The 13,525-nt window shown below is 70.4% G+C and carries 10 protein-coding genes; 8 read left to right on the forward strand and 2 right to left on the reverse strand.

Going from position 1 to position 13,525, the window contains the following annotated elements; translation table 11 throughout:
• Nucleotides 1-12: 12 nt before the first annotated feature.
• On the reverse strand, nucleotides 13-864 hold the full coding sequence (locus tag JOD64_RS19915) for a MurR/RpiR family transcriptional regulator (protein ID WP_204943596.1): 852 nt from the start codon (nucleotides 862-864) through the stop codon (nucleotides 13-15).
• Nucleotides 865-992: 128 nt separating this feature from the next.
• On the opposite strand from JOD64_RS19915, the gene JOD64_RS19920 reads away from it, so the two are divergent.
• The 7 genes from JOD64_RS19920 to JOD64_RS19950 all read left to right on the forward strand — a co-directional run bounded on the left by JOD64_RS19920 (nucleotide 993) and on the right by JOD64_RS19950 (nucleotide 9,724).
• Nucleotides 993-2,285, forward strand: a complete 1,293-nt coding sequence (locus JOD64_RS19920; protein ID WP_204943597.1) for a hypothetical protein — start codon at nucleotides 993-995, stop codon at nucleotides 2,283-2,285.
• An 89-nt stretch (nucleotides 2,286-2,374) separates the two neighbouring features.
• Nucleotides 2,375-3,496: a glycosyltransferase gene (locus JOD64_RS19925; protein WP_204943598.1), complete on the forward strand. Its 1,122-nt coding sequence runs from the start codon at nucleotides 2,375-2,377 to the stop codon at nucleotides 3,494-3,496.
• 107 nt (nucleotides 3,497-3,603) lie between these two features.
• Nucleotides 3,604-4,818, forward strand: coding sequence for a glycosyltransferase (locus tag JOD64_RS19930; RefSeq protein WP_239559592.1), 1,215 nt, complete (start codon nucleotides 3,604-3,606; stop codon nucleotides 4,816-4,818).
• Nucleotides 4,819-4,883: 65 nt separating this feature from the next.
• Nucleotides 4,884-6,038: a glycosyltransferase gene (locus JOD64_RS19935; protein WP_204943599.1), complete on the forward strand. Its 1,155-nt coding sequence runs from the start codon at nucleotides 4,884-4,886 to the stop codon at nucleotides 6,036-6,038.
• The gene (locus JOD64_RS19940) at nucleotides 6,035-7,117 is read left to right on the forward strand and encodes a glycosyltransferase (RefSeq protein ID WP_204943600.1); all 1,083 of its coding nucleotides are present in this window, start codon (nucleotides 6,035-6,037) and stop codon (nucleotides 7,115-7,117) included. Before JOD64_RS19935 ends, JOD64_RS19940 begins: the two co-directional genes overlap by 4 nt.
• A gap of 22 nt (nucleotides 7,118-7,139) precedes the next feature.
• Nucleotides 7,140-8,204: a glycosyltransferase family 4 protein gene (locus tag JOD64_RS19945; RefSeq protein WP_204943601.1), complete on the forward strand. Its 1,065-nt coding sequence runs from the start codon at nucleotides 7,140-7,142 to the stop codon at nucleotides 8,202-8,204.
• On the forward strand, nucleotides 8,201-9,724 hold the full coding sequence (locus JOD64_RS19950; protein WP_204943602.1) for a flippase: 1,524 nt from the start codon (nucleotides 8,201-8,203) through the stop codon (nucleotides 9,722-9,724). Before JOD64_RS19945 ends, JOD64_RS19950 begins: the two co-directional genes overlap by 4 nt.
• A gap of 21 nt (nucleotides 9,725-9,745) precedes the next feature.
• On the opposite strand, the gene JOD64_RS19955 is transcribed toward JOD64_RS19950, so the two are convergent.
• Nucleotides 9,746-11,446 (reverse strand): hypothetical protein, encoded by a 1,701-nt coding sequence (locus tag JOD64_RS19955; protein WP_204943603.1) that lies wholly within the window; start codon nucleotides 11,444-11,446, stop codon nucleotides 9,746-9,748.
• A gap of 519 nt (nucleotides 11,447-11,965) precedes the next feature.
• On the opposite strand from JOD64_RS19955, the gene JOD64_RS19960 reads away from it, so the two are divergent.
• Entirely contained in the window at nucleotides 11,966-13,486 is a 1,521-nt protein-coding gene (locus tag JOD64_RS19960; RefSeq protein WP_204943604.1) for an O-antigen ligase family protein, read from the forward strand.
• The last annotated feature ends 39 nt before the right edge of the window (nucleotides 13,487-13,525 follow it).

Genomic DNA, 13,525 nt, shown 5'->3' on the forward strand with positions numbered 1-13,525 from the left:
GGTCTCCTCCGGTCATCCGCGGAACAACTGACGGCGGGCCGCGGAGGCCTCGAAGGCCTCCAGTCGGCGCTGGGTGTCGGCCGGCGCGGCGTCGCAGATCGCCTGCAACAGCACCATGGCCAGGGTCATCGGGGCGGTGTGCAGGTCGAAGACGAGCTGCGCGCCGACCGCCGCGGGCAGCACCACGTCGGCGTGCTCGGTGGCGGGGCTGACCGGTGAGTCGGTGATCGCCACCACGGTCAGCCCGGCGGCGCGGGCGTCGCCCAGCGCGTCCAGGGTCTCCCGGGGGTAGCGGGGCAGCACGAAGGCGAGCAGCGCGGAAGCCCCGGCCTCGGCCGCCTGCTCCAGGCGGTCGGTGAGCAGGCTGCCGCCGTCGTCGAGCACCCGCACGTCCGGGTGCACCTTGGCCGCGAAGTAGGCGAAGTACGCGGCCAGCGGCGCGGCGGCGCGCAGGCCGAGCACCGGCAGCGGGCGGCTCTGCGCGAGCATCCGCCCGGTCTCGGCGATCCGGTCCCGGTCGGCCAACTGACCGGCCAGTCGGTCCAGGTTGCCCATCTCCGCGCGTACCGCCTGCTGCAGCTCGTTGCCGGCGTCCGCCGATCCGTCTGAAGTGGCGATGGTGAGGTCGCGCAGTCGGCGGCGCAGCGCCGGGTAGCCGTCGTGGCCGAGCGCGACGGCGAACCGGGTGACCGACGGCTGGCTGACGCCGGCCAGCTCGGCGACCTCGGCGGCGGACAGGTACGCCACGGTGGGCGCGTGCTGCACGAGGCAGTGCGCGATCCGGCGCTGCGTGGGGGTGAGCCGAACCCCTTGGAACAGGTCGATCACCCGGTCAACGGGTGCGACGACAGTCCCTTCATTCATGGGCTGACTCTATGCATAGAAACTTTCACGAGCAACCGACGCCCACCCGCCAATGGCTGTCGGTCGGGGCAGGCTGAGTTGGCCGACGGTCGGTACTATCCGCACGGCGGTTCAACGGAGGAGTGTGCATGCAGCCGGAAGGCCCTTACAGGTTCACCCATGTGCTCGGCGGGTCTCCGGTGGGCAAGGCATGGGCCGGGATCGACGAACAGGGCAGATCCGTCACGGTGGCGGTGCTCGACGCAGCCGTGGCCGCCACGGCCGGGTGGCGAGAGGCGTTCTCCGGAGCGGCCGACCTGCTGGCCCAGTCGGCCGACCCGACGCCCTACACGTACGCCGACTTCTCGGCCGCCGCGCCCTGGGTGGCCTACTCGGCGGAGGTCGGCCCCGGCGCGGAAAAGCTGTTCCGGGCTCTCGGCGTCGACTACACCCCCGCCCCGACGACAGTCCCACCGACCTCCGCCCCACCGTCGGTGTCCGCGCCCCCCTCGGTGTCCGCGCCTCCCGTGTCAGCCCCGCCGCAACCCGTCTCCGGTGGGCCACCGGCCCCGTGGGCGATGCAGGCCGCTCCGATCCCGAGCCAACTGGTGTCCGCCACCCAACACCCCATCTCCGGTGTACCCGCCTCTCCGGCCGCGGTGACCTCGTCGCCACCGGCGGTCCCCATCCCGACGAGCGGGCCGGGCGGCGACGCGTTCGCGCCACCGGTCCGCCGCATCGCCCCATCCGCGCGGCCGCCTCGGCGGACCGGCCTCTGGATCGGCATCGCCGCGCTGGTCCTGGTGGTCCTCGCCGGTGCCGGCGGCGTGGCGCTGTGGAAGGGCTCGGGCGGCGAGGACACCCCCACGGTGACTGCGTCCGGCAGCTCCCTCGGGCCGCCGCCCCTGCCGACCGCGCCGCCACAGGCGCCCGGCATCGAGCCGCCGAAGCCGGGGGCATGGCCGACCCAATGGCCGAAGTACAACGAGCGGGATGAGGTGCAGACCCTGACCGACCTCGACGGGGTCGGCTTCCCGGTCAAGCTTCCGATGGACTGGAAGTGTGCTCTCGCGGCCCGCGCCGTCGGCTTCATAAAGTACAACTGCGGGAACACCGCCCCGGGCGAGCAGATGATCGGCGGCGAGTTGATTGTGCGAAGCTGCCCCGCGCCGTGCAACGAGCAGTGGCAGAACGCGATGCGCGCCGTCGAGGAGGCATGGGGCGCGCAGTGGGTTCGCAGCGGCCAGCACGCGAGCTACGCCGAGCAGATCATCGAGGCCAACGGCACGAAGCGGCACGGGCTGGTCGTGGTCGCCTACGTCCGCAGCGGCGAGGCCGGCATGATCGACCGGCAGGTGGTGATCCGGATGACCTCGCCGGTGGAGAGCGCGTACCTACTGCGCCGCTTCGCCAGCTACATCCGGGATGTCACAGTCTTCTGAGCACGCCCGCAGGGTCGCCGCCCTGGTTCGACCGGATCTCTATTGCAGCGAGTGTGACCGGTGACCCGGTCGCCTAAGGGGAAAAGTCAATGAGCCTCGCTTCGTCCACACCCCACGCGGGTCTGCGGCCCCTGGCCGACCGGTCGGTCGCTCTAATCCATGAGTGGTTCGGTGCGACCGGCGGCTCGGAGCAGGTCTTCCTGAGCATGGCCGACGTGGTGCCGCACGCGGATCGCTTCGTCCTGTGGAAGGACGACGATGCCACTGTGGACCAGGGGATCCATGAGTCCTGGATGGCCAAGACGCCGCTGCGGCGCAGCAAGGCGCTCGCGCTCCCGCTGATGCCGTTGACGTGGCGGACGCTGACCCGAAAGAAGTACGATTTCGTCATCTCGTCGAGCCACGCCTTCGCGCACACGGTCAAGATCGGCGACCCGGACGAGACCCGGCACCTGAGTTACGTGCACTCGCCGGCCCGCTATGTCTGGAGCCCCGAACTGGACCAGCGGGGTGCGAACGCTGTGCTCGCACCGATGCGCGCCGTGCTGCAGGCCGGGGACAAGCGGCTGAGCCGGCACGTCCACAGCTACGCGGCGAACTCGATGGAGGTCCAGGCACGGATCCGCCGATTCTGGGGCCGCGACGCACGGGTGATCAACCCTCCGGTGGAGGTGGAGTACTTCGGCGCGGCTCCGCAGGAGGTTCGTAACCAGGAGCGCCGCTACCTGCTGGGCGTCGGCCGCTGGATCCCGTACAAGAACTTCGACCTGATGATCGAGATTGCCGGCGCGGCCCGGCTGCCGCTGGTGATCGCCGGCGGCGGCCCAGAAGAGGAGAATCTGCGTCGGCTGGCCGCCCGAGCCGACGTGCCGGTGGAGTTCGAGTTCCGGCCGACGACAGAGCGGCTCCGCGAGCTGTACTGGGGCGCCGTGGCACTGCTCTACCCGGCGCTTGAGGACTTCGGCATGATTCCGGTGGAGGCGCAGGCCTGCGGCACACCGGTGGTGGGCTGGGCCCGCGGCGGGCTGTTGGAGACCGTTGTCACCGGCCAGACCGGGTTCCTGTTGAACGAGACCGACCCGGCTGCGTACGTGGACCCGATTCGTCAGGCGGCGTTGCTGCCCCCGTCCGGGCCGATCGCGAACGCCCAAAGGTTCACGCCACAGGCCTTCCAGGCGAACATCGCCACCTGGTTGACGGACGAGGCATAGCCGCTCGGCCAGCCCCGCTGGTAGGGAGACCTCAGGTCTTGGCTTCACCTGCCGGTTCCCTTAATCTTGCGCCGGGTCTGAGTGCGCTGCGAGCTGGAGATGATTTTATGGTGACGGCGTCAGTGCCGGAGCAGGCCCGACTCGGCGAGGTTTCTCTGCCGAACGTGCTGATGTTGGGAACGGCCGAGTGGGATTCGCCGATCGCGACCAACCAGCACTACGTGGCGCGGGAGCTCTCCAGGAGCGCGAACATCACATTCGTCGAATCGTTGGGTCTGCGCCGGCCCAAGCTGCGCCGGGACGACGTCGTCCGGATGGCCAGCCGGGTCAAGCGGGCCATCGGCGAGCAGACGGAGACACCAGCCCACCGGCCGCGCCCGGTCAACGCGCAGATCGTGTCGCCCCTCGTGCTGCCGGTGCATCGCGCTCCGACGCTACCGCTGAACCGGGCGCTGCTCAGGCGCGCCACCAGCGCTTGGCTCCGCAGCCCCCACCCGCGTGTGCTGTGGACGTTCACCCCGGTCACGTACGGGTTGGAAGCGTCGGCGGACGTCGTCATCTACCACTGCGTGGATCTCCTGGCGACCTTCCCGGGCGTGGACGGTGTCGCCGTGGGCCGCGGCGAGAAGACGCTGTCGTCGGCTACCTCGGTTGCCATCGCCACCAGTCAGGCGGTGCACGAGCACCTCGTCGCAGCCGGGTTCCCCCGGGTCGAGCTGTTGCAGAACGTGGCGGACGTGTCGGTCTTCACCGCGGCCAGTCGCCCTGCGGCCGAGCGTCGCCCCGCCGTTCTCTTCTCCGGCAACCTCACCGTCCACAAGCTGGACATGCCGATCCTCGAAGCGGTCGCTACCGCAGTGCGTGGTCGTGGCGAGCTGCTGCTGGCGGGTCCACTAGCAGCCGGTGGCGGCAGCTTCGACGCGGAACTGCGGCGCCTTGAGGAACTCGGGGCACGGCATCTCGGTGTCCTCACGCCCGCGCAGCTCGCCGAGGTGGCGGGTACCTGCGCGGTGGGGCTCATCCCGTACTCGATCAATGACTACACCCGGGGTGTCAGCCCGCTGAAGTGTTTCGAGTACCTGTCCTCGGGTCTGTCCGTGGTGAGCACCGGGCTTCCGTCGGTGACGGAGCTGGCGCGCACCAATCCGCATGTGACGATGGCCACCGGGGACGACTTCGCCCAGCGCGTGGTGGAGCTGCTCGAACCGGTCTCCGACGACGTGGTGACCGATCGGATGACGAGCGCTGCGGAGAATGGCTGGGAGGGCCGCGGCGCGGTGCTGCGGGAGCTCCTGCAAGCCGAACTGACCAGCGAACGTTAGCGGGCGATGGGCAATGATCACCGACCGCTGCGCGGTCGAACACGGGGGAATCAGGTGGTGCCGGTATGAGCCGGGTACTTGTCGTCAGCGTCGAGCCGCCCTGGCCGGCGCAACACGGAGGGCGGATACGGACCGCCCGGGTCGCCGAGGCGCTGAGCAAGCAGGTCGAGGTGCTGGTCACGTTCCCCGACCACGGCAACCGGCAGGCGGATCCGCCCGTCGAGACCCGTCCGCTGCCCTGGTCACCGCCATCGGCGGTGCGCACCCGAGCTTCCGGTCGCCCCCACCTGGGTGGGCACTACATGGTGCCCATCGCCGAATCCCTGGACGCGCTCTGCGCTGACTTTCGGCCCGACGCGGTGTACTGGTCACATTCCTACCTGGCGGCGTGGGCACCCCCGGCGTCCCGCCGGGTGCCGCAGATCGTCGAGTTCGCCAACATCGAGAGCCACCGTCTCCAGACCCTGGTGACCTCGGCCCAGGGGTGGCAACGGATGGCCCGCCGCGCCGAGGCGACCAAGGCCGGCTTCTGGGAACCCCGGGTCGCGGCCCACGCGGAGGTTTGTGTCGCGCTCGCACAACCGGACCTGGACGTCCTGAGCAAGTGGGCTCGGCAGGTCATCCTCGCCCCCAACGGCGTCGACATCTGGCCCTACCAGCCGTCACCGTCGGACGGGTACGTGCTCGCCCTGGCGTCGTACGACTACGAGCCGAACGTGGTGGCGCTGCGGGCGCTGGTACGGGACGTCTGGCCCCTCGTGCACGCCGAGTCCCCCGAGACCCGACTGGTGATCGCCGGCCGGCGCAGTGAGGCACTGGCCACGGAGTTCGCCGGCGTCCCCGGGGTCACCGTCCTCGGCACCCTCGACGACGTGGCGGAGGCGTACGCGGGTTCCGCGGTGACTGTCGCGCCCGCCACCACCGGCGGTGGTTCGCAACTCAAACTGACCGAGTCGATGTCGCGTGGGCGTTCCGTCGTGATGAGTCCGTTCGCTGCCCAGGGCCTGCCCGACGCGCTGCGAAACGCCGACGCCTACTGGTCGGCGGACCACCCGCATTCCTTCGCGAGGGCGGTCGTCGACGCCGTACGCGACCTGCCCACGCGACACGCGCGGGAGCTCACCGGATGGCAACGCTGCGAGGCGCTCGGCTGGTCCCAGACGGTCGCCGGAGTCGTTGACGCCGTCGCGGCCCTCGCCACTCGAAAGGCGGTCCGGTGATCCGGCGGGTCCATCTCATCGAGTCCGGCGGTCGGGGTGGAGTCTTCAACCACACCGTCGAGGTGGCCGCCGGCCTGGTCGCACTCGGTGTGGACGTGGTCGTCCACACCGCCGACGACTGCGACGCCGCTCCCGCCACGGTCCGTCTCTGCCGGTGCGTCAGCTGGCACCGCGCGTCCTCCAGCCGGGTGGTCCGGCAGGCTCGGACGTCGGCGCGTTACGTCGTCCGGACCCTGCCCCACCTCCACCGCGCGATCGACCCGCAGGACGTCGTCCACATCCAGGGCATGTTCGCGCTGACCCCGGAGTTGGTGTCGGTGGCCCGGCGTCGCGCCGCGACCGTCGTCACCAGCCCACACAACACCTTCGTCCGGTCGAACGCGCCAGGGGGCGGACGCGCTCTGCGCAGCGCGACCGAGGGCTCTGATCGGGTCCTCGTCTACTCCGACGCCGATCGGCGGCTGCTGCTCGACCGGGGGGTGCCGAACGTCGCGCAGGTTCCCCTGGTGCAGTGGACGCCGCGCGCCGATCCGGAACGGGTCCGTACCTGGCGGGCTGAACTCATCCCGGATGGTGGGCGGCTCGCCCTGCTGCCTGGTCAGGTCCGTTCCGACAAGAACCCTGAGCTGTTCGTCCAGGCGATGGCCGGCCTGCCCGGCTGGCGAGGTGCGGTGGTCGGCGAGGACCTGGGACCGGGCACACAGGTCGACTCACTGGTCGCGCAGACCGGAGCGGCGGTGGTGACCGACTACCGCTACCTGGACGTCGAAGATTTCACCGCGCTGGTCGCCGCCGCCGACGTCGTCGTCGCGCCCTACCAGATCGCCAGCCAGTCCGGTGTCCTCGCGGTGGCAGCCCGGTTGGGTGTGCCGACCGCGGTCGCGCCGTGCGGCGGGCTGGGCGAGCTGGCCACCGCCGTCGCGCGTGACACCAGCGTCGAGGCCGTTCGGGACGCCATCGTCGCCGCGTACGACACCGGGGCGCAGCCGCTCGACACGGCCGATGCCGCCGGCCGATACCTCCACGAATACAACGTCGCTCAGGAGAGCCGGACCGATGGCCGGACCCGTGTCGGTTGAGAAGAGGACGAGCTTGTCCACGATGACCGTCACGGTGGTCTCCGTCTCCGACACCGCCGGCGGGGCCGAGGCGCACACCGTTGCGCTCGGCCACGGTATGCGTGAGCGCGGCCACGACGTCGTGCTGTACGGCCAGTGCCCAGGGTGGGAGGAGCGCGGCCTCGTCCGGCGGGAGATCGGGCTCGGCCCGAAGTGGTCCCGCAAGACGATGGCCGCGGGCATTCTGCGGGTTCCCCTGGAACGGCACCGGACGCAGGTCGTCGCCGACGCCTCCATCTACTATCTGCAGTTCAAACGGGAACAGATCGCCCTGACCGCGCCGCTGTCCCGTCGGGCGCCGGTGGTCTGGACCGAGCACGGGCGCTGGATGGGCGGGCCGGCCGGACGTCTGCTCCTCGCGGGCTACGCGCGCGCCGCCGAGCACGTCTCCCGCGTCGTCTGCGTCGGTACGGCCGTAGCCCGCGACCTCGAACCGGTGGTCGGCCGGGACAAGCTTGTCGTGGTGCCGAACTCGATCGACACCCAACGCTTCGCGGCTCCGTCGGCCGAGATGCGGGCGACGCTGCGCGAGCGGCTGCTGCCACGCCACTTCCAGGACCGTCGGGTCGCCATCCTCGCCTCGCGCCTGCACGGTGCCAAGCGCCACGACCGGGCGATCGCGGCGGCGCTGGCCAGCGGGAGCGCGCTGGTCGTCGTGGGCGAAGGGCCGGACCGCGAGCGGCTCAAGCGGCTCGGCGCGGGCAGCGCGGACGTGCACTTCACAGGTCACCGCGACGACGTGCCGGACCTCCTCGCGGCGAGCGACCTCTACCTCTACTGCGGGGCGGAGACCGACGGTACGCCGACCTGCGTGCTGGAGGCCGCCGCCGCCGGCCTGCCCATCGTGGCGTTCGACGGGGACCCCGGCACCGAACTCGTACCCAGCTGTGGTGGGCTGGTCATCGGTGACCCGTCGGAGCTGACTCCCGACCGGGCGGCAGGGCTCCTGGAACTGCGAGGGAGCGGCCTGTCGTACGTCGAGCAGCGGCACGGCAGGGAAGCCTGGTTGGACGCGTACGAACAAATTTTCGGGGAGTGTCTTCGGTGACCGCGACCGACAGAACGACAACTGGGCCGGGTGACCGGGATGCTGCGGCAGTCGGCACCCTTCCGGCGGACGCCGGGACGATCGACGAGCCGGGCGGTCCGACCGACGGCACCCGGTCGGCGCGGGGCCTGAGCACGGCCACGGCGATCTCCCTCGGCCTCCGGCTGCTGGGCATGGTGGTGGGCATGGCGACCACCTCCGTGCTGGCGCGCTACCTCAACCCCGAGGGGTATGGGGTCTTCGCCCTGGCGCTCACCCTTGGCACGGCGGCGGCACAGGTAGCCGACATGGGCACCACGATCACCGTGAGTTCCCGGATCGCCCGGGAGAAGGAATCGGCCGGCCGCATCCTGAGCACCGGTCTGGTCATCCGCACGTCGGTGGCGCTCGCCGCGACGGTGGCCCTGCTGATCTGCGCCGCACAGGGGCTGTTCGGCGGGTCGAGTGCGGTCGTCAGCGTTGTCGCCATCGCGACGCCGCTGTCCGCGGCGTCCATCCTCACGGCCGGGGCGATGGCACGGTTCCGGCCCGAGGTCTCGGCCATCCTCGCGCTCGTGCAGGGGGTCCTCTGGCTGGTCGCCGTGGTCGTCATCGCGGGTACCGGCGGCGACGTCGTTCTGCTCGCCTGGTTCTTCGTCGCCGTCGTCGTGTTGCAGACCGGCGTCGGCGTGGCGATCAATCGGCGGCTCGTACCACTCGGCCGGCCCTCGTGGGCGGAAGCGGGCCGGATCTTCGCGCTGAGTTGGCCGCTGGCGATCAGCGCGCTGGCCGTCATGGCCTACTACCGCCTCGGGTCGGTGATCCTGTTCCACCTCCAGGGAGCCGCCGAGGTCGGCTACTACTCGGCTGCGTACAAGTTCCTGGACGTCGCCCAGCTCGGCCCAGCCATGTTGGTGGCTCCGCTGCTGCCCATCGTCGCCAACAGCATGTCGATGGATCCGCACCGCCGGACGCTGATCTTCAGCTTGGCGACCCGAACCGGGGCCGTGATCGGCGTGGGTACCTCGGTCATGCTGATCGCGCTCGCCCCCGCTCTCGTCGCCTATCTGTACGGCGACGAGTTCGGTCCGGCGGTCGCGCCGCTGGTCCTGCTGGCGGTGGCCTTCATCGGCGTCACTCTGGGCTATGTCGGCACGACGATCTGCTCCGCGCTGGGCCTCGTACGGCCGATCGCGGTGTTGACCGTGTCGGTGGCGGTCATCAACATCGCCGCCATGTTCTGGGCTTGCGCCCGATGGGGAGCCACGGGTGCGGCAGCGGTCGCCGCCGGGACGGAACTGATCATCGGTGTCGCCACCTGCCTTCTCGCCGCTCGGGCGATGGCGTCACGGCTGCCGGTGCGCGAGATGGCGAGTGTCTTCGTCGTCGGGGCGGTCACGATCCTCGTGCTGTGGCTGGTCCGGCTGCCCTGGCCGGTCGAGGCGGTGTTGGCCGGTGCCATGTTCGGCGGAGCGGTGCTGGTGGCCCGTGCGCTCACCCCCGCCGATCTCAAGCGGGTGTTGTCCCGCAAGGCCCTCTGAGGTGCGGCCGGCGTCACCTGCTCAGTAGGTGGCGCCGGTCCCGATGTTCTGCCAGGTCAGTCGGGAGCACACCACCGGCCCTGTGCCGCACGACAGTCGACCGTTGGTGTTCGTGGCGGTGCTGCCCTCCGCGCGTACGAGCTGGCTGACGTCGACGGCCAGATCCTGTGCGTACGAGGTCACCGAACCGCCCGGGGAGACGGCCACTCCTGGCGAGCCGTGGGCGGTCCGCAGCGTGTCGCCCCGGACGACTGCCGCGCCCGAACTGTGGACCTTCAACACCCCGCCGGCGGTGTCTTCGATGGTTACCTCCGACAACCGTAGGTCGGTGTGGGTGTTCAGGTTGGCGAGCCAGGCCTTCCCGGTCGTCCGTACGTTGGTCAGGGCCAGCTGCGGCAGGGTGTGGCTCGCCGAAGTGGCGGCGACGAGGCCGCCACCGCGCCCGGCGACGCCCGTCTCCGACACACTCGCCTGACGTACGGCGGCATCCTCGGCCCAGGGCGGCAGCTCCAGGAGGTAGCTGTCGCCGGGAGCAGAGGCGGTGACCCTCCGCATGGCGAGGTCGTCAACCGTTCCGGCGACCCGCACAACGGGTGCGCCGGCGGCCGCCGCCGTGACCGTCAGGCGGTTCACCCGCAGCCGTTGCACCCGTGCGGTGCGGTCGATACCGACGACCGGCCCGGTGCCGAGTTGCGCCACCTCGACGCCGTCGACGACGAGCTCTGCGACGGTCGCGGTGGTCTGCGATGCGACCCGCAGCAGCGCCCCGTCCGCTTCCGGGTCGGCGAAGGTCAGCTCCCGAACCTGGACGCGGCCGACGTTCGAGCCGTTGACGTAGATGACATGCCGACCGGGAACCGTGGCGGCGGTGATCTGCTCCACGGTCACTTCGTCGATCTGGCCGCCCGTGGTGCGCCACTCGGCCGTGTCGTCGCCGATCCAGACGACGTTGTTGCGGGCGCGGCCGGCGACACCACGGACGGTGGTGCGCAACGCGGCGGTCTCTGGCGATCCGCCGAGAACCTTGACCAACGCCGCGGCGGAGGTCACGTCGATGTCCTCTATGTGGGTGTCGACGACCGGCCCCGAGACGTCGTCGTACGACTGCCAGTCGCGGGGGGTGATGGCGACCGTGTCGTCGCCGGTGGTCCCTCGCAGCGTGGTGATCCTGGTCCGCGCGGCCGGCCCCTGGATGTGCACGCCGTCGGAGTGTACGTCGAAGGTGATCCTGGTGACGGTGGCGTCTGTGACGTCACCGAGGGAGATCGCGTACTTGTCACCGGAGGTGGTGACCGCCAGCCCTTCGATGACCAGGTTGTCGAGCCTCCGGAACCGCAGCGTGTGCAGATCGGGGCCGACGCCACTGGCCGGGTCGGCGCGAATCCAGGTGCCGCCGGTCACTCGGATGTCCCGGTCCCGGCCGCCGCCCGCGACTGCCATGTTGGTGAGCAGGTTGCAGCCGCTGCCGGGCACCAGGGTGACGGTGCTGTCGGACATGACGAGAGTGGTGCCGCTGTGCAGCACGAGCGGGGCACTGACCTGGTAGCGGGCACCCTTGGGGGCGTGGATGAGACCACCTGCGCCGACACGGAGTGCGGTGTTGAGCGCCGAGGTGTCGTCGCCCCCGGATGGCGTGGGTAGCACAGCACGTCTCGGCTGCGGTGCGTCGCTGGCCAAGGCCAGGCAGCCGGCGATGGCAAGGAGGCTGCGACGGGTGATCATGTGCGGCTCCGTGGGTGAGCGGCGAACACGTCAGGACGCCGGGCGGTGCACGCGGTACGAGACGCGTACGCGCAGCCGTCGGCATCCTACTGAAAACACCCGGCCGGCGGTGCGTCGGGAGAAACTTCCCCTGGCGTCGGCAGACGTGTTGCCTGATACTGTTTGCCGCGACGGCCGGAGGCCGTCGTTTTCCCCTATGACAATGCGCGCAACCGCTGCGATCTCAGGATGGCCACGCTGGGCCGTCCGGTGACTGCCACGGCAACCGGTTCGGCGTTGTACTCAACGGTTTTCATGGCGAAGGCGGCGATGGGTTCCAGAGGGACGGCGGCTGAACCGGGCATCGGAGCCGCCGATATCAGTTCGCCCCGCCAACCCGTCGACCGACTCGACATCACGGCCGGACCCGAGGGTGTCGCCGATCGATCGAGCGCTTCCGATTGGCTGCTGCGGGCCGTCGGTCCACTGAGCGCCACCGTCCGTCGGCCACTCGGTTGGGCTTCTTTCGTCGCTGCGGCCATGTCTGCCGCATACATTCTCTGGACTGTGCCGTCGGCCATCGGGGTCTTCTTCGCGGCGACGCTTCCATTGCTTGTTCTCCGCCTCCCGCTGGTGGGCGTCGTCCTCGTTGTGGTGCTCGCTCAGGAGATCGGGCCCAACGGACGATTCGGGATGCTGACGACGTTCGGCTACCAACTGTTTCTCGGGTCAGGAAAGATTCCGGCCGTCCTGCCGCTCGCGATAACGGCGGCGCTCGCGGCCGCCGCCCAGTGGTGGCCGCCGAAGAATGTCCGCCTCCGGTCGACTGGAGGAGTGCTGCTCGGCCTGGCCGTCGCACTCGTGGCCCTGGCCGCGGTCAGCGGACTTATTCACGGTCAGTCGGTCTTCTCGGCCGTCAACCAGAACGCCCGGCCCTTCGTCCTGCTCGTCCTTGGCCTCGTCCTCGGGCTGAGCCTGCGGGTGTTGCGGGACGACTGGAGGCGCTTCGCGGTGACGATCGGCGCCGCCCTGGCTGCCCTGTTGATCGGTGCCGCGGTCGCCATCCGACTGGGTGAGATCGCCGACGATCGGCTCAGCGACTACTTCGTCTACTACGACTCGGCGCTGCCCGCGATCGCGGTCGCCGCGTTCCTCGGAACGCTCGGCGATCGTGGATGGCGCTGGGACTGGCGGCACATGTTGGTGGCCGTCGCCGGGCCGCTGCTCATTCTGTTCAGCTTCCGGCGCAGCGTATGGCTCGCAGCCGTCGCTGTCGGCGTCGTTGTCCTCGTGCTGTCATGGGCACGGTGGAAGCCGGTGCTCCAGCAGTTGACCTTCGCCGGGCTGGTCGTCGCGGTGGTGGTGCTCGCCGCGCCGGGCCTCGCCGCAGACGTCGGCCTACGCAGTCTGGGCAGCTTCGGCACGGGCAGCGCCGATGACCCTGCCACCGGCGGTGCCTGGGTGGCAGGCAGCGCGCCAAGCAGCCCGGCCACGGTAATCAAGCCGAGTCCGCCCAAAACGTCGCCGAGCCCCGCGCAGCCCGCGGCTCCGAAACCGTCGACCGCCGCGCCCCGCCCAGCCCCGAAGCCCCCCGCCGAACCGGACAGCGCCGGGCTCCAGGCGGCCTCGACGGACGGACACATCAGCGATCTGCAGGTCGGGTGGGATCACGTCCGGGCGAACCTGTGGACCGGGGTGGGGCCGTCGTCCCCACAGCTCTCTGGTCTCACCGCCAGCGCATCCACCCGGGTGTACGTGCACAACGAGTTGCTACAGGACTGGTTGCGTTACGGCCCAGTGGCACCGGTGCTCGTCTTTGTCTTCCTGTCGGTCGCCGGTCTCGCGGCTCTGGGGCGTCTCCGTGATCCGAGCAGCGACGTCGTCGTCCGGGGCGCGGGGGTGTTCTGCCTGATCGCACCGCTGTGCTTCATGACCGCGCCGTTCTTGTCCGAGACGAGTCGGTGGCCCGTGCTGATGGGAATCGCCGCCGGGATCGTCGGTCAGGCTGCCGGCAAGCGACGTGTAGACAACGTCCGCTCCACTTCGGGCGGAGAGCAGTGACCGGCCGGCAAGGGCGGTTCACGACCCGCACGGCCAGTC

This window comes from Micromonospora luteifusca (assembly GCF_016907275.1).
GTDB classification, from domain to species: Bacteria; Actinomycetota; Actinomycetes; order Mycobacteriales; family Micromonosporaceae; genus Micromonospora; species Micromonospora luteifusca.